The 16,469-nt window shown below is 68.2% G+C and carries 16 protein-coding genes; 7 read left to right on the top strand and 9 right to left on the bottom strand.

All coding sequences use genetic code 11. From position 1 onward, the window contains the following. Positions 1-4: 4 nt before the first annotated feature. The 4 genes from ACLBYD_RS11045 to ACLBYD_RS11030 all read right to left on the bottom strand — a co-directional run bounded on the left by ACLBYD_RS11045 (position 5) and on the right by ACLBYD_RS11030 (position 3,730). Positions 5-922, bottom strand: coding sequence for a TauD/TfdA dioxygenase family protein (locus ACLBYD_RS11045; RefSeq protein ID WP_447816474.1), 918 nt, complete (start codon positions 920-922; stop codon positions 5-7). A gap of 51 nt (positions 923-973) precedes the next feature. Continuing rightward, positions 974-2,044 (bottom strand): PhnD/SsuA/transferrin family substrate-binding protein, encoded by a 1,071-nt coding sequence (locus ACLBYD_RS11040; protein WP_447816473.1) that lies wholly within the window; start codon positions 2,042-2,044, stop codon positions 974-976. A gap of 65 nt (positions 2,045-2,109) precedes the next feature. After that, positions 2,110-2,853, bottom strand: coding sequence for an ABC transporter ATP-binding protein (locus tag ACLBYD_RS11035; RefSeq protein ID WP_051032979.1), 744 nt, complete (start codon positions 2,851-2,853; stop codon positions 2,110-2,112). After that, positions 2,843-3,730, bottom strand: coding sequence for an ABC transporter permease (locus ACLBYD_RS11030; protein ID WP_447816472.1), 888 nt, complete (start codon positions 3,728-3,730; stop codon positions 2,843-2,845). The genes ACLBYD_RS11035 and ACLBYD_RS11030 overlap by 11 nt, the downstream gene beginning before the upstream one ends. Positions 3,731-3,943: 213 nt before the next feature. Between ACLBYD_RS11030 and ACLBYD_RS11025 the strand changes: the two genes are divergently transcribed. From ACLBYD_RS11025 to ACLBYD_RS11015, 3 genes are all read left to right on the top strand, one after another. Further along, on the top strand, positions 3,944-5,293 hold the full coding sequence (locus tag ACLBYD_RS11025) for an LLM class flavin-dependent oxidoreductase (protein WP_447816471.1): 1,350 nt from the start codon (positions 3,944-3,946) through the stop codon (positions 5,291-5,293). Between the two features lie 581 nt (positions 5,294-5,874). Then, on the top strand, positions 5,875-6,072 hold the full coding sequence (locus ACLBYD_RS11020) for a DUF4177 domain-containing protein (protein ID WP_258260430.1): 198 nt from the start codon (positions 5,875-5,877) through the stop codon (positions 6,070-6,072). Positions 6,073-6,158: 86 nt separating this feature from the next. After that, entirely contained in the window at positions 6,159-7,763 is a 1,605-nt protein-coding gene (locus ACLBYD_RS11015) for an MFS transporter (RefSeq protein ID WP_447816469.1), read from the top strand. A 50-nt stretch (positions 7,764-7,813) separates the two neighbouring features. Here ACLBYD_RS11015 and ACLBYD_RS11010 read toward each other — a convergent pair whose 3' ends face one another. Beyond that, positions 7,814-8,296, bottom strand: a complete 483-nt coding sequence (locus tag ACLBYD_RS11010) for a flavin reductase family protein (protein WP_016692074.1) — start codon at positions 8,294-8,296, stop codon at positions 7,814-7,816. Continuing rightward, positions 8,293-8,799, bottom strand: coding sequence for an NADPH-dependent FMN reductase (locus ACLBYD_RS11005; RefSeq protein WP_085469551.1), 507 nt, complete (start codon positions 8,797-8,799; stop codon positions 8,293-8,295). The genes ACLBYD_RS11010 and ACLBYD_RS11005 overlap by 4 nt, the downstream gene beginning before the upstream one ends. A gap of 135 nt (positions 8,800-8,934) precedes the next feature. On the opposite strand from ACLBYD_RS11005, the gene ACLBYD_RS11000 reads away from it, so the two are divergent. Further along, a complete protein-coding gene (locus tag ACLBYD_RS11000) occupies positions 8,935-9,594 on the top strand; it encodes a DedA family protein (protein WP_447816467.1) in 660 nt (219 codons plus the stop codon). Positions 9,595-9,598: 4 nt separating this feature from the next. Here the strand turns inward: ACLBYD_RS11000 and ACLBYD_RS10995 are convergent, their stop codons facing one another. The 3 genes from ACLBYD_RS10995 to ACLBYD_RS10985 are packed head-to-tail and all read right to left on the bottom strand — an operon-like array spanning position 9,599 to position 13,430. Then, entirely contained in the window at positions 9,599-10,348 is a 750-nt protein-coding gene (locus ACLBYD_RS10995; protein ID WP_258260426.1) for an energy-coupling factor transporter transmembrane component T family protein, read from the bottom strand. After that, a complete protein-coding gene (locus tag ACLBYD_RS10990) occupies positions 10,345-12,342 on the bottom strand; it encodes an ABC transporter ATP-binding protein (RefSeq protein ID WP_447816466.1) in 1,998 nt (665 codons plus the stop codon). Before ACLBYD_RS10990 ends, ACLBYD_RS10995 begins: the two co-directional genes overlap by 4 nt. A gap of 29 nt (positions 12,343-12,371) precedes the next feature. Beyond that, the gene (locus tag ACLBYD_RS10985; RefSeq protein WP_447816465.1) at positions 12,372-13,430 is read right to left on the bottom strand and encodes a DNA polymerase IV; all 1,059 of its coding nucleotides are present in this window, start codon (positions 13,428-13,430) and stop codon (positions 12,372-12,374) included. Between the two features lie 275 nt (positions 13,431-13,705). Between ACLBYD_RS10985 and ACLBYD_RS10980 the strand changes: the two genes are divergently transcribed. Genes ACLBYD_RS10980 through ACLBYD_RS10970 form a run of 3 tightly spaced genes read left to right on the top strand, consistent with a single transcriptional unit; the run spans position 13,706 to position 16,442 of the window. After that, complete coding sequence (locus ACLBYD_RS10980; protein ID WP_447816464.1) at positions 13,706-14,590, top strand: ABC transporter permease; 885 nt, start codon at positions 13,706-13,708, stop codon at positions 14,588-14,590. Then, a complete protein-coding gene (locus tag ACLBYD_RS10975; RefSeq protein ID WP_447816463.1) occupies positions 14,587-15,648 on the top strand; it encodes a taurine ABC transporter substrate-binding protein in 1,062 nt (353 codons plus the stop codon). The genes ACLBYD_RS10980 and ACLBYD_RS10975 overlap by 4 nt, the downstream gene beginning before the upstream one ends. Then, positions 15,645-16,442: an ABC transporter ATP-binding protein gene (locus ACLBYD_RS10970; RefSeq protein ID WP_447816462.1), complete on the top strand. Its 798-nt coding sequence runs from the start codon at positions 15,645-15,647 to the stop codon at positions 16,440-16,442. The genes ACLBYD_RS10975 and ACLBYD_RS10970 overlap by 4 nt, the downstream gene beginning before the upstream one ends. The last annotated feature ends 27 nt before the right edge of the window (positions 16,443-16,469 follow it).

The following is a 16,469-nucleotide window of genomic DNA, read 5'->3' as shown; positions in this document are numbered from 1 at the left end:
CGGTTCAGACTGCCTCGAACGGTTCGCCCTCGAGCGCGACGGATTCGCGTCCGTCCGGTCCGACCGGCACGTCACCTTCGAGGGTGATGCGGTACAGGCGCCGGTCGTGTTCGGTGACGAGATCGCTCGGCGCGAGATGCACGGCGGATCGGTTGTCCCAGAATGCGATCGATCCCGGCTCCCACTTGAAGCGGACCGTGTACTCGGGACGGCCGAGTTCCTCGAAGAACAACCCGAGCAGACGCCGGCTCTCGTGCGGCGAGACACCCGAGATGTACTGCGTGAAGCCGGGGTTGACGTACAGCGCCTTCTCCCCCGTCTCCGGGTGCACCCGCACGACCGGGTGCTCGCTCACCAGGGGGCGACGTTCGACGCGGCGCAGGTAGTCCTCGGTCGGTTTCGCACCGTCACCCGGGGTGAAGCGGTGCACCGCGCGCAGTTCGTCGGCGAGTCGCTGTACGGGCGCCGACAGACCGTTGTAGGCCGCCACGGCGTTGGACCATTGGGTGTCACCGCCGTAGGGCGGGAGGGTCTCGGCGCGCAGGATCGACGCGAACGGCGGGTTGACCGCCGCCGTGACGTCGGCGTGCCAGCGCACCTTGTCGTAACCGCTGCTGTTCGCGATGCGCGCCTTGAAGCGGTCGCGGAAGATCGGGTAGATGGTCGGGTAGTCCGGATCGGGGATCGAGTCGAACAGCGGATGCGCCGGGGTCGGCTTCCCGAAGTACGACGAGAACCGCAGATGCTGGTCGTGGTCGAGGAACTGGTCGCGGAAGAACACCACCTTCCACTTCAGCAGCGCGTCGCGGATGGCGACGATCTCGTCCTCGGCGAGTTCGCGGGTCAGGTCGACGCCGCGGATCTCGGCTCCGGCATGGCCGGACCGAGGGACGACGTCGAGGCGGGTTGCGGCCTGGGTCATGGGACTACTCCTTCTATCGGTGGAACATCGGTGACGAGGTGACGGGCCGGATCAGGGAAGCGGATCCGGGACGCTGTCGTCCGCCTCGTTCTGCGCGACGACGATGTCGTTGTAGCGGCCGTCCACATACGGCGAGATGTCGACGGGGACGGACATCGTGCCCGTCTCGTAGAGCCCGTCCGCCACGCTCTGGAACAGCGCGATCGACTTCTCGTCGATCGGATAGAACCGTCCGGTACCCGTGTGGTCGAGCAGTTCACGGCCCTCGTCGGGTGTCATCCCCTGGGTGCCCACGTGATACGCCTCCACCCACTCGTCGGGATGCGAGGCGATCCAGTTGTTCGCGGCGACCGAGCGTCCGACGTAGTCGCCGATCGCCGCGGCCTTCGCGGGATCCTCGAGGGTCTGCTTCCGCACGATCAGGGTGTTGATGCCGGTATTGATCCCCGACCCGTCGCCGAGGATCGGCGGTGAGCCCACCTTGTAGTACTGCACGCCCGTGAGGATCGCGGCGTCCACGGCTCCCGAGGAGAAGGTCGGCGCGACCTCAGCACCGGCCAGTTCGACCGCGTCGATGTCGGTCTTCGGGTCGAGCCCGGCCTTCGCCAGCAGGCCCGCGACGATCATGTGCCGTCCCGTTCCGGGCGGGTAGGCGACCTTCCTGCCCTTCAGATCGGCCACCGTCTCGATGCCACTGCCCGGCTGCGCCACCAGGAAGTAACCACCGCTGCTGCCGGGATTCGCTTCCAGTGCGATCGCGACGATGTCGGTGATCCCGTTCGCGACCGCGATCGGGATGGGTGCCTCACCCAGGGCACCGATGTCGGCGGCACCGGAGCGCAGTGCCTCGATGACGGCCGGCCCACCGCTGAAATCGGCGAACTCGAGGTCGTACGGCAGGTCCTCCCCCGCCCCGGAGAGATAGAGGGGTTGCGAGCGGGTCGCGTTCTGCTCGGCGACGACGAGCTTCACACCGTCGGGGATGTCCTCGCCGGTGTGGGCGATCGTGGCCTCGGAGAGGGCTTCCTGCCCGTCGGCACCGCCGAGGCCGCACGCGGATGCCGCGAACAACACTGCGATCGACGGCACCACGAGCCATCGCGAGCGAACACTACGAAACACAGTCGATCCTTCTCGGGAGGCGTCCGGACCTGCTGTCCGGACACAGATGGGAATACGGGCCGCGCTCAGCGCGAGTCGGGCTGGTCGCCGACACCGAGTTCGGTGAGCAGTCGGCGTCGCAGGGCGACGAACTCTCGGGAGTCGCGCCCCCTCGGTCGCGGCACCTCGACCTGCGACGACAGCGAGATCGCCCCGTCGGTGAGGACGATGACGCGATCCGCGAGCAGGATCGCCTCGTCGACGTCGTGGGTCACGAGGAGCACGGCGGGCCGGTGCTTGGCCACCAGCTTCTCGAGCAGGCCGTGCATGCGGATGCGGGTGAGTGCGTCGAGAGCTCCGAAGGGTTCGTCGAGCAGCAGCAGTTGCGGTTCGCGGACGAGTGCCCGGGCGAGCGCGACCCGCTGGGCCTCTCCCCCGGACAACGTTCGCGGCCATGCCTTCGCCTTGCTCTCGAGCTCGACCTCGGCGAGCGCATCGAGTGCCTCGGCTCGGGTCCGCGCGTTGTCCGGTCGCCCGATGTTGACGTTCGTCAGCACTTTCTGCCACGGCAGCAGCCGGGGATCCTGGAAGACGATGGCCTGTTTCGCCGGCACCCGGAGGTGCCCTTCGACGTCGGGATCCAGGGCTCCCAGCGCCCGCAGGAAGGTGGACTTACCGGACCCGCTCCGGCCGAGCAGCGCGACGAATTCTCCGGGGGCGATGTCGAGGTCGAGACCGTCGAGCACCACCTGCTCGCCGAACACGCGCCGCACGCCGCGGGCGACGACGACGGAATCGAGCGCGGTCCGTTCGGTCACATCAGTTGCCATCGAACGACCTCCTCCATGTGAGAAGGCGTGTTTCCAACGCCCGCACGATGAAGATCGAGAGCAGACCGAGGAGGGCGTAGACGGCGATCAGGACGAAGACCACGTCGAGCTGGAAGTATTCGCGGGCGTCGCTCATCATCCGTCCCAGACCACGTTTGGCGTTGATGGTCTCGGCGAAGATCAGCGACAGCCACGCACCGGTCAGGGCGAGTCGCAGGCCGATGAGGAATCCGGGCAGCGCGCCCGGCAGGATGACCCGCCGGATCAGTTCGCGGCGCTGGACACCGAACGATCGTGCTGCTTCGACGAGTCCGGCGTCGACGCTCCGGATCGCGGAGAACGTGTTGATGTAGATCGAGACCGCCACGGCGAGGGTGATGAGCAGGACCTTCGGGGTCTCGCTGATGCCGAACCACACGATGAGCAGTGGAACGAGCGCGAAATTCGGTACGGCGCGCAGGATTTCCATGTTGGCGTCGACGAAGTTCTCACCGACCCGCGACAGTCCGGAGACCAGCGCGAGGACCAGACCGAGCACGATGCCGATGAGTAGGCCGTTGCCGACCCGCAACAGGCTCACCGTCATGTGTTCCTGCAGTTCCCCGCCGGCGATCAGCCGCCACGCCGCGGTGAGCACCGACAGTGGTCGGGGAAGGACGTTCTCGCCGAACAGGCCGCTGGACGCGGCGAGTTGCCACGCCGCGACGAGCAGGATCGGCCCGAGCAGCCGCTGGACCGAACGTGGAACGCGGGATGCGCTGCGGGTCTTCCGGCTGACCGCGGTGGGATCGATCAGTCCCGACGGTCCGGTCGTCGCAGGCGTGTCCGCCGGGTCCGGTGTCGTCGTCCTGCGCGTCCTGTCGAGGATGGTCGCCACGATCAGCTCACCTCGGCCCGACGTCGAAGCATGTGATTGCTCGTCATGGCCGCCGACAGTAGGGAGTGCCTGCACGGACGAACCACCCTTGTGATCGAGGTGAACGCAATCGGCTGCAGGAGAGGGCACACCAGGAATCACCGTGATCGAAACGGTTCACTCCACGTCGGACATGGACTGCACTGGCAAGGATTTCTGTCGGTACTCCGGAAGGTGTCGTCCTTGCCCTCTCAGCTCCATCTCAACGTGTTCATCACCGGCGCCGGTCACCACGAGGCCTCCTGGCGTCTGCCCGGTACGGCACCCGAACGGGTCGACGACGTCCACTACTTCCGCGAGATCGCACAGACGGCCGAACGCGGGAAGTTCGACTCGATCTTCTTCGCGGACGTCCCGGCCGTGGGCCGCCACTACGACCGTGTGGCCCAGAGCAGTTTCGAACCACTGACACTGCTGTCGGCGCTGGCACTGGCGACCGAGCGGATCGGGCTCATCGGCACGGCGTCGACGACCTACACCGAGCCGTACAACCTTGCGCGCCAGTTCGCTTCGCTCGACCACATCAGCCGTGGACGTGCGGGCTGGAACATCGTGACGTCCTGGTCGTCCGCCGCCGCCTACAACTTCGGCGTCGACGGTCGCCCCGGCCACTCGGATCGCTACGCCCGCGCCACCGAATTCCTCGACGTCGCAACGGCATTGTGGGACAGCTGGGAGGACGATGCGGTCGTGCTCGACCGCGACGCCGGGACCTACGCCGACGCGAGCAGAGTGCACCGGATCGATCACGAGGGCAAGTACTTCCGGGTACGCGGTCCGCTCGACGCCGCGCGCTCCCCGCAGGGCCGACCCGTGCTCGTCCAGGCCGGATCGTCCGCCGACGGTCGCGCGTTCGCCGCCCGCTACGCCGAGGCGATCTTCACCGCACAGGTCGACCTCGACGATGCGCGCCTGTTCTACCGCGACGTCAAGCAGCAGGCCGCCGGGTTCGGTCGCGATCCCGAGGCGGTGAAGATCCTGCCCGGCCTGTCGCCGATCGTGGCGTCCACCGAGGCCGAGGCGCGACGTATCGAACAGGATCTCGCCGATCTGTCGATCCCCGAAGTCGGACTGGCGCACCTGTCGGCGCGGTTCGACGACGTCGACCTGTCGGGTTTTCCGCTGGACGGACCGGTGCCGCTGCACGCTCTGCCCCGCCCCGAGGACGTGCAGGGAGCGCAGAGCCGATCACGCATCATCTACGACCTCGTCGAGCGCGAGCCGGGCCTGACGCTGCGCGAGTTGCTGCACCGGCTCGCCGGGGCCCGCGGTCACGGCACGGTCGTCGGCACACCGGAACACGTCGCCGATCGCATCGCCGCGTGGTTCGAGGCAGGCGCCGCGGACGGTTTCAACATCATGCCGCCCTACCTGCCCGGCTCGTTCGAGGTCTTCGTCGACGAGGTCGTGCCGATCCTGCAGCGTCGCGGAGTGTTCCGCACCGATTACGAGGGCACCACGCTCCGCGATCACTACGGCCTGTCGCGGCCGACCGCACTGTTCTCGCAGGTCCCGGTCTCGTAGCCGGATCGGGTGTTCTCGATCAGGGAGGCCTGCGGAACAGGATGTCGGAGATCGGACGGCGCGTCGTCGCCGTATCCGGAACGGGCACCGCACGCACACCGACCCGGATCATCACTTGCGGCACATTCTCGATTCGGGCCGTTCCACGCAGGAACGCACGTGCGGAGTCCGATTCCGTCAGATGCGTGACAGAGTATGTGGCCGGTCCACGGGCGGTGCATGTCAGGAGGACTGCCGACAGGGATTCACCGCTCAGCCAGTCGAGCCGCGTGTCCGTCGTGGTCGACAGCAGGAGTATCACGGCTCCGTCCTCCCGCTTCCGGCGATCCGCCGGTCGCGCTGCCGGGAGGACGCGATCGTTGTCGCTGAACAGCGCGAGATCGTCCGCGTCCGGAATCCACCGCCACGGCTGACTGTTGTGCAACGACGGCGCGACCGGCCGATGCGACGGCGGACTCGGGAGTCCGACGGTTCGGCATCGTCTCCACTGTTGCCTCCGGATCTCGAAAGCCCCATCTTCCAGTGTCACGTACGGCTGGGGATTTCGATCGGATTCCGGCGGGCGGCCGTAAGCTGAATGGGTGTACTCGTACAAGGTGATCGAGATCCGCGAAGGCATGTTCGGCGGCAAGATGTCCGGAGGCAAACTCGAGAAGATCCTCAACGATCATGCCCGAGATGGGTGGCGCCTGAAGGCGATCACCTCCGCCGACATCAAGGGACGGGTCGGCCCCGGTGGCGTTGAGGGAATACTCGTGACGTTCGAACGCGAAGAGTGAGACGTACCCCGTCGGACGCCGGTACGCTTCGGTAACGGCCACGGCCGATTTCGTCCGTTTCCGACCGGAGCACGGAGGGCGGAGAGGTGTCGTCTCAGCCGGAGGTCCGCCCGGGTTCGACACTGGTGCTCGCGGTACTGGCGTCGGGCCAGTTCCTGATGACCCTCGACAGTTCGGTGATGAACGTGTCGATGGCCACCGTCGCACAGGACGTGGGCACCACGATCACCGGCATCCAGACCGCGATCACCCTCTACACCCTGGTGATGGCATCCCTGATGATCACCGGCGGGAAGGCCGGCACGATCCTCGGTCGACGTCGCGCGTTCGGTATCGGACTGGTCATCTACGGCATCGGCTCGTTCACCACCGGACTCGCCCCGAACCTCGCGGTCCTACTGGTGGGCTGGTCGTTGCTCGAAGGCATCGGCGCGGCCCTGATCATGCCGGCGATCGTCTCGCTCGTCGCGGCCAACTTCGCTCCCGAGCGACGTTCCGCAGCGTACGGTCTGGTGGCGGCGGCCGGTGCGTCGGCCGTGGCTGTGGGGCCGTTGCTGGGCGGGGCCGTCACGACGTTCGCGTCGTGGCGCTACGTCTTCTTCGGTGAGGTCGTCCTGGTAGTGCTGATCCTGCTGGTGCTGCGCCGCATCGAGGACGTTCCCCCTCACCGCGTCCACCTCGACCTCGTGGGATCCGCACTGTCTGTGCTCGGTCTGGGATCCGTCGTCTACGGCGTCCTGCGCTCGAGCGAGTGGGGCTGGGTACGGGCCGAGCCGGGCGCACCCGCCGTACTGGGCCTGTCCCCGGTCATCTGGCTTCTCGTCGCGGGCTCGCTGGTGCTCTATGCATTCGTGCGATGGCAGAACGCTCTCATGAGCAAGGGCCGCGACCCACTGGTCGATCCGGGGCTGTTCGCCAACCGACAGCTCGTCGGTGGTCTGACGATGTTCTTCGCACAGTTCGCGGTGCAGGCCGGAGTCTTCTTCTCCGTCCCTCTCTTCCTGTCGGTCGTACTCGAACTCAGCGCAGTCGAGACAGGTGTCCGAATCCTGCCATTGTCGATCGCGCTGGTGCTGGCCGCAACGGTGATCCCGAAAGTGCGACCCCACGCCGATCCCCGACGTGTGGTGCGTATGGGCCTGGGTTCGATGATCCTGGGGATCCTGATCCTCGTTGCCGGTATGGACCCGGGTGCCGATGCGGCCGTGGTGTCGATACCGATGTTGTTGATGGGTCTCGGCCTGGGGGCGCTGGCTTCCCAGCTCGGCGCGGTCACGGTCTCGTCGGTACCGGATTCCCAGAGCGCCGAGGTCGGCGGTTTGCAGAACACCGCAACGAATCTCGGGGCGTCGCTGGGCACCGCACTGATCGGATCGATCCTGATCGCCACCCTCACCACATCGGTCGTTGCCGGAATCGAGGACAACTCCGACATCCCGCCGTCGGTGCAGCAGCAGGCGACGACCGAGCTGGCCTCCGGTGTGCCGTTCCTGTCCACGACCCAGTTGCGGGCCGGGCTCGACGAGGCGGGTGTCGACCCGTCCACCACGGAAGCACTCGTCGCGGTCAACGCCGACGCTCGACTCGAAGGGCTACGCGCCGCGTTCGCCGTAACAGCACTGCTCGCGATCGCAGCGCTGTTCGGGACCGGACGGCTGCCGCGACGACCGGTCGGAACACCCCCGCCCTAGAAGACTTCGGTGGTTCCGGNCCGGAACCACCGAAATCGTTCGTCTGTGGGTCAGGACGCGAGCAGGCGGCGGAACGAGCTGCGGTGGAACACGATGGGCTCTACGTCGGCGTCGGTGAGCAGTTCGTTGATGCGCAGCACGACGATCGCGTGATCGCCGGCCGGGACCTCCTGCTCCACGGTCACGTCCATGCGCACGCTCGTGCCGGAGACGAACAGGGCACCGCCCTCGCGACTCTCGATGTCGATACCGGCGAAGCGATCGCCGTTCTTCGCGGCGAGCACCCGCGCGGCGCCGTCGTGCTCCTCGCTGAGCACGCTGATGCCCAGGTGCGGGAGCGACGACAGTCGCGGCCACGTGGTCGAGGTGTTCTGCACGCAGAACGAGACGAGCGGCGGGTCGAGGGACACCGGCACGAAGGTGCTCGCCGCCATCCCGATCCGCTCCCCGTCCACCTCCGCGCAGATCGCGACGACGCCCGAGGGGACGTGCGCGAATGCCTGACGCAGAGACGGTCCGTCGAGAGTGGTCATGAGGCAGCCTCGTTTCGGAGTGCGGCGGACAGCACCGGCGACCAGCGTTCGGCGTAGTCCGCGATACGGGTATCGGTTGTGTAGGTCGAATCGTGAAGATACAGGCCGGGCGCCGGGGTCGTGGCGCCCAGTTCCACCAGGACGGGCTTGAGCAGCAGGTCGGGCGCGAGTGCGTGAGCGGGCCCGGCACCGAGCATGAGCGGCACGGCGACGACGTCGCGCAGTCCGTCACCGGTGGCGAACTGGTCGAGGAACAACTTGAGGACGCCCGTGTAGGTGGCCTTGAAGGTGGGGCTCGCGAACACCACGAGATCGGCGGCCGCGACGGTCTCGACAGCGGCCGCGACCTTCTCGTCGCCCCAGCCGAGCAGTCCCGCGCCGAGTGTGATCACGTCCACAACGTGATCGGGCTCTCGCCCGGTGAGAGCCGTGGCGAGGCGGGCTCCGGCGTCGAGGGTTCGAGATGCGGGCTTCGGGTTGCCCGCGACGACAACGATCGTCACTGGAGTTCACCTTCCGGATCGGCCCTCCGGCGGAGAGCGAAGTACACCGCCATCCTTCTCCCCGGTCACACGGACCGGAACCGTTTCGATCCGGACGAGCGGAAACCTCGACGCCCCCTCGGTAGGGTCGGGTGGATGAGTGTCGCGGAATCACAGTCAGCCCCCACCGACGGTCTCGCGGGTTGGGCGCTCGACCTGATGGACCGCCTCGGCGGTGTCGGTGCCGGGATCGCGATCGCTCTCGAGAACTTCTTTCCTCCGCTGCCCAGCGAGGTCATCCTGCCGCTCGCTGGGTTCGCGGCGAGCCTGGGCAGCTTCACCCTGTTCGGTGCGCTGTTCTGGACGACCCTCGGTTCGGTGGTCGGCGCTCTCGGTCTGTATTCGATCGGCCGCTGGGTGGGTGAGGACCGGATCCGTAAGGTCGTGCGGAAGTTGCCGCTCGTCGACGTCGAGGACCTCGATCGTTCGACCGCGTGGTTCGAGCGGCACGGACGCAAGGCCGTCTTCTTCGGTCGGATGGTGCCCGTCTTCCGCAGTCTCATCTCCATCCCCGCCGGTGTCACACAGATGCCGATCTGGCAGTTCCTGGCCTTCACCACCGCGGGCAGTCTGATCTGGAACTCGATCTTCGTGCTGGCCGGTTACCAGCTCGGCGAGAACTGGAGCGCCGTGGAACCGTATGCCTCGGTGCTGCAGTACGTCGTGATCGCCGTCGTCGTCGCGGTGATCGGTTACGCGCTCGTGAAGCGGATCCGCTCGCGGTCGAAGGACAGTGCTTCGGAGAGCCGCGACTGACGGCTCAGCCCCACACGGTGATCGCCGCGCACGCGCCCGCGACGACCAGGACGGTGACGACGTCTCCGAGCCGCAGTCGCAGTGGCGGGCGGGTCGCCGATCGTGGTCCCCGCACCGACAGTGCATCGCCGAGATCGCGGACCTGCCGCATCGACACCGACACCACCGCGCCGACGGCGTCGATCACCTCGTGCCACCATCCCGCCGGATTGCGGAAGCCGGGCCGGCCGCGCACCTTGCGGGCGGCGAACAGCACGCGCATCTCGGCACGCACGGTCGGCAGCATGCGCAGCGCCAGCGCGCACACCGTCACCCATTCGTCGACGGGCAGCCGCACCAACCGCAGCGGGGCGAACAGGACCGGCAGGGCGTCGACGAGATCGGACAGCCGCGTCGTCCACCCGACCAGCGACGCAAGGACGAGCAGGCCCACGCCGAGCAGAATCGTCCGGAGGTAGGCGGTGAGTCCGCCACCCGCGGCGTTGAGTACCAGGCCGACGGCAAGGACCGCGAACACCCACCACGGAATCGTCGGGACCACCCCGCGGGGGATGCGCGCGACGAGCACGCCCACGCCCAGCACGGCGAGCAGGATGCCGAGCCCGATCCAGCTCGGCGCCAAACTCACCGCCACCGACAGTGCCGCTGCCGACAACACCTTCGTACCCGCCCACACCCGGTGCAGGGGTGTCTCCCGCGGCACAGGTCGCAGCAGGATGACGGGGCGGCGCTGCCGCGTACGTGTGCGACTCATGTGATCACCGCTCCCGTCTGCTCCACGATGCGTCCGTCCTCGAGAACCACGGTGCGCGAGCACACCTCTTCCATGCCGTGCAGGTCGTGGGAGATGACGACGATGGTGACGTGCTCGACCGCGCGCAGGTGGGCGAGGATCGAGACGACCTCGCGGCGGCCCTGCATGTCCAGCCCGGCCAGCGGTTCGTCGAGCACGAGGACCCGCGGGGTGCGAGCGAGCTGGGCGGCGATCGCGACCCGCCGCATCTCTCCTCCGCTGAGCCGGTCGATCGGGCGGTCGATCAGTTCGGGACGCAGACCCACCCGGTGCAGGACGGCGGCGACGTAACCGCGGTCGGTGTGCGGGAGTCCGGCCACCTCGGAGATCTCCTGCGCGACGGTCGGTCGTTGCAACTGGAGCCGGGCCTGCTGGAAGACCATGCCCACTTCCCCGTGCAGGTCGGCGGTCGGGGTGTCGTGCAGGACGGCCGTTCCGTGGGTGGGGCGCATCAGTCCGGCGACGATCCACGCGAGCGTCGACTTGCCCGAACCGTTCTCCCCGACGACGAGCATTCCTTCGCCGCGGCAGATCGTCAGCGACACCTCGCGCAGGGCGGTGTGCGCCCAGGGCGTGCCGGCCGCGTAGACGTGCGTGACGTCGCGTAGTTCGAGAACCGGCTGCGGGAAGGACGGGGCGGTCGCCGGGACCGGCGACGGCAGTGGCTGCGGCGCAACCCGCGGGACGATCCGGCCGTCGGCGATGTGCACGACGCGGTCTGCGGCGCGGGCCTCGTCGTCGAGGTGGGTGATGAGCACGACCGCGGTGCCGTCGTGCGCGACGTCCGCGAGCAGGCGGATCAGGTCCGCGCGACTGTCCGCGTCGACCATCGCGGTGATCTCGTCGGCGATGAGCAGTGCGGGTCGCCGGGCAAGAGCGCCCGCCAGTGCCAGTCGCTGCAGTTGCCCGCCGGACAGATCCTCCGTGGCGCGATCCTCCATCCCGACCAGGCCGACGCGGGCGAGCAGATCCTCGACGTCGACGTCGTCGATCCCCCACCGCAGGTCCTCGGCGACCGTGCGACCGAGCACCTGACTCTCGGGATGCTGCAGGATCATCGCGGTGCCACCGGGGCGTCCCGGCCCGACGGGCCCGGGACGGTCGACCAGGCCGACGGTCGGCTCCAGTCCCGCGAGCAGCCGCACGAGTGTCGACTTGCCCGAGCCGTTGCCGCCGACGATCGCGACGAACTCCCCCGGGTCGATCGTGAGGTCGATGTCCGACAGGGCGTCGCGGTCGGTTCCCGGATACCGGTAGCCGGCCAGACGCAGTGCGACGGGCAGCGGAGCCGGGTCGGCCGTGGGGTCCTGCTCGGGCCAGTCGACCGATCGGGTCGCCCACGTACTGCGCAGGGCGACCACCCGGAAGATCCCGAAGCACAGCAGTGCGGTGCCCACGGTCCCGATGAGCACTGCGCCACCGATCCACACCCACCACAGCCGCACCATGATCTCGAGGGTCCGGTCCCAGGTGTCGACGAACTGCTGGCCCGCACCCGCTGCCTCGAACGCCCGGATCGTGCCGCGCATGGATGCTTCGAGGGCCTCGAGCAGCAGCACCCGGGTCCGGTCGAACAGCAACAGCAGACCACAGGCGGCGGCCGCGAGCAGCAACCCCGCCGGGACGGATCCGGCCAGCACCGCGAGCACCGCCGCGTGACCCCACCGACGGTGCGCGAACCCGACGAGGGTTCCGATACCGGACAGGACGACGACCGCGGCGACGGCGAACGGCCCACCGGCCACGAGCGCAACGACCCCGGCGGCGACCGTCGCAGCGACGATCGCGCGCAGGCGGCCGGTGGCGGCGAGGAAGGCGACGGGGAGCGCGACGAGCACCTGAGCGACTCCGACGGGTATCAGTCCCGCGACGACCGACAGCACAGCCGTCAACGTCCCGAAGACCGCCGCTGCGGCGGCCTCCGGTGGTCGTAGAGGTCCCCGTGTCCTGGTCACCGATCGCACCGGGCCCAGTCTGCCAGCCGCTAGTGCGACCGCACGTTCTCCGGTGGCGTCATCTCCACCCGCACTCCGACGAGCCGGACCTCCCGCTCGTGATCGAACCGGTCGAGCAGTCCGACGGCGGCATCCGTGACGGTCGCGAGATCCGTGGTGGGCGATGGAAGAGCGACGCTCGCGGTGTGGGTGACGAACGGCGCGTAGCGGATCTTCAGCGCGACCCGCACTCCCTCACGCCTCTCACCTCGGACGTCGTCGACGGCCCGCGCCGCGAGGTCGCGCACGCACTCGGTGATCGCGTTCCAGTCGCCGACATTGTGTTGGAAGGTCGTCTCCCGACTGCGCGACCGCGCCACCCACGGTTCCGCCGACACCTCCGTCGAACCCGCACCGGCGCCGAGGCCGACGAGCCACGGACCGATCTTGGGTCCGAACCGCGCTGCCATCTCGTCGACCGGGGCACGCGCCAGCTCGCGGACCGTACGGATGCCCATGGCGTCGAGTTTCTTCACCGTGCGCGAACCGATGCCCCACAGCGAATCGGGTAAGCGCTCCCCCATCACCTCGAACCAGTTGTCGCGCGTCAACCGGAAGATCCCGCGGGGCTTCCCGAAACCCGTCGCGATCTTCGCGCGCAGGACGTTGTCGCCGATCCCGACGGAACAATGCAGACCGGTCGCGTCGAGCACGGCGACCTGCACCTCGCGTGCGAACGCCTCCGGATCGTCGGTCTGCACACCCATGAACGCCTCGTCCCAGCCGAGTACGTCGACGACCGTGCCGAAGCCGCGAAGGGTGTCCATCACGACCTGCGACACCTCGTTGTAGGTGTCGGCGTCGACAGGGAGGAAAACCGCGTCGGGGATCTTGCGCGCGGCGATCCGCAGCGGCATCCCCGACCCCACCCCGCGCTCCCGCGCCTCGTACGACGCGGTGGAGACTACTCCGCGCTCGGTGGGATCGCCGCGACCGCCGACCACCACCGGCCGGCCCGCCAACTCCGGATTGCGCAGCACCTCGACCGCGGCGATGAACTGGTCGAGGTCGACGTGGAGGACCCACTGGTCGATGCCGGGCGTGCCCATGCCGACAACCGTAGGACGCGCGGCAAGTGTGCATTCGAGAATTCCGACAGCGTCCGAGTTCGCGCGCCGAAACGGGGTTCGCCGCTCCTGCAGCAGGGGCGAACCCCGGTTCGTGCAGCGAACGTCCGGCCCGCGGAGACGCCGAGAGCTCGTATGTGAACAGTTCGGATCATCGTGACCGAAACTCTGCCTCGCGAACCGGACTTGCCGGACAATCGGACGGTCGACAGCACACGCAGGCCCGGATCACCCAGGCCAGGAGGTCCCGGGAACGTATGAACATCACCGCCGAGGCGCTCGCCCGCGCCGAGGACGACACACTCGCCGCCGGCACAACCTCGGGCAGGTCCCGTTCCGCGGTGCTGCGACGAATCGCCGGGCGGGTGGTCGCGCTCGCCGTCTTCGTGTTCGTGTGGTGGGCGGTCACCGCCGCCGGTCTGATCAAGCCGCTGTTCCTGCCTTCCCCCGGCTCGGTCTGGGACGCTTTCGTCCAGGCCAACACCTGGCATCCCGTCGCACCGGGAGTCGACCGCCTCGTCCAGGGCGAGCAGGGATATTTCCTCTGGGAACACCTGCTCGCCAGCTGCCAGCGGATCTTCGTCGGGGTGGGCGCCGCCATCGTGATCGGACCGCTCCTCGGCTTTGCGATGGGCATGTGGCGTCCGCTCAACACCCTGCTCGAGCCGTATCTGAACTTCCTGCGGGCACTGCCGCCGCTCGGCTACATCGGTCTGCTCATCGTGTGGTTCGGCATCGGCGACACCTCGAAGATCTGGTTGCTCTTCCTCGCGGCGTTCCCCGCCATCACCGTGGCCACCATCAACGGTGTGCACTCGGTTCCTCGCGATCAGATCAACGCGGTCCGCTCCCTCGGGGCGAACCGACGACAAGTCCTCACGCATGTTGTGCTGCCGGCGACCGCGCCCGAGGTGCTCACCGGCATCCGCATCGCCGTCGGGTTCGCGTGGACCACGGTCGTCGCGGCAGAACTCAACAACGGAATTCCCGGAATCGGCGGCCTCGCATATCTGTCCGGCACGCAGCTCGACACCCCTCTGACGATCGCGTGCATCGTCGTCATCGGTATCACCGCTCTCCTGCTGGACGCGCTCATCAAGTGGATCGGCGTTCTGGCCGTGCCCTGGAAGGGAAAGAATTGAAACGCACAGCGCTCCTCGTCTCCGCTGTCCTCGCCACCGCGACCCTCGCGTCCGGGTGCGTGTCCTCCGATCGCGACACCTCGGCGGGAGCCGAGACCGGCGGCGACCGGCAGGCGTGCCCGTTCGAGGTCGACGAGTCCGTCACCACCACCGCGCGCATCGCCTACCAGGACATCCCCAACGGCGATCTGCTGGTCAAGGACAGCGGGATCCTCGAGGCGTGCCTGCCGAACGCCGACATCACGTGGAACCGTTTCTCGTCCGGCGGCGACGTCGTGCAGGCATTCGGTTCGGGCAGCGCCGATCTCGGTCTGCTCGGTTCCAGCCCTGCCACCAAGGCCCTGTCGGCACCGCTGAACATCGACATGCAGGTCATCTGGATCCACGACGTCATCGGCGCCGCCGAATCGCTCGTCGTGCGCGATCCGGCGATCACTTCGGTCGAGCAGCTCGCCGGCAAGACCATCGCCACCCCGTTCGCTTCCACAGCGCACTACAGTCTCCTCGCAGCGCTGGACCGCGCGGGCATCACCGACGAGGTCACCCTCGTCAACCTGGCACCCGACGCGACGGTCGCCGCCTGGCAGAGCGGTGAGATCGACGGCACCTGGGTGTGGGAACCGACCCTGTCCGAACTGACCGACGGTCACGTGCTGCTCACCAGCGCCGATACCGCGGCCGAAGGCGTTCCGACCTTCGACCTCGCCGGCGCGACCCGCACCTTCGTCGAGCAGAACCCCGAGTTCGTCGAGGTGTGGACCCGGGCTCAGGACTGGGCGGTCGAGCAGTTGCTCACCGATCCCGCCGAGGCGTCGGTCGCACTCGCCGTGCAGCTCGGAATCTCGCCCGAGGACGCCCTCGCCCAGACCGGAGGACTCGAATACCTGCGCGCGTCGGATCAGGCGTCGCCCGAGTATCTCGGTGGTGCCTTCGCCGAGAACCTGCAGTCCACTGCCGAGTTCCTGCTGAGCCAGGGCGAGATCACCGAGGTCAGCGCCCCCGAGGTGTACCGCGACGGGGTGTACGCCGACGCGGTGACGGCGGTCGCGGAGCAGTGACCACCACGCAGCCGACGGACGACCGGGTCGTCTTCTCCAATGTCTCGAAGTCGTACGGCGACGGACCCACTGCCGTGCGCGCCGTCGACACCACCGACCTGACCATCGAACCCGGGCAGTTCGTGTGCCTGGTCGGACCGTCCGGCTGCGGCAAGACCACGTTGTTGCAGATGCTGGCCGGTTTCGAACAACCGACGACCGGCAGCATCAGCATCAGCGGCACACCCGTGACCGGTCCCGGCCCGGAACGCGGTGTGGTGTTCCAGAGACCGAACCTGTTCCCGTGGAAATCCGTGCGCGCCAACGTCGAACTCGGACCGCGACTGCGCGGGGTGGACAAGGCGGAACGGCGCGCTCGGGCCGACGCGATCCTCGAGACCGTCGGACTGGCGGACTTCGGCGACCGGCGCACCTACGAATTGTCGGGCGGAATGCAGCAGCGCGCACAGATCGCGCGGGTACTCGTCAACGATCCGCGAATCATCCTGATGGACGAGCCCTTCGGCGCCCTCGATGCACTCACGCGTGAGAAGCTGCAACTCGAATTGCTCGACATCCGGCACCGGCACCGCCGCACCGTCCTGTTCGTCACCCACAGTGTCGACGAAGCCGTCTTCCTCGGTACACGCGTCGTGGTGATGAGCGCCCGCCCCGGGCGGATCCTCGAGGACGTGACGATCGAACTGCCGGGCGACTCACCCGATGCACCACGCGCCGCGACGGTGCGGACGTCACCGGAGTTCGCCGAGTACAAGGAACGGGTGGCGAGCGCGATCTATCACGCGCACAACTGACCGGAGCCGACCCTGTGGGCCGCGCGG

The organism is Rhodococcus sp. C26F (genome assembly GCF_053345925.1).
This window is presented reverse-complemented; position numbering and strand designations above follow the sequence as displayed.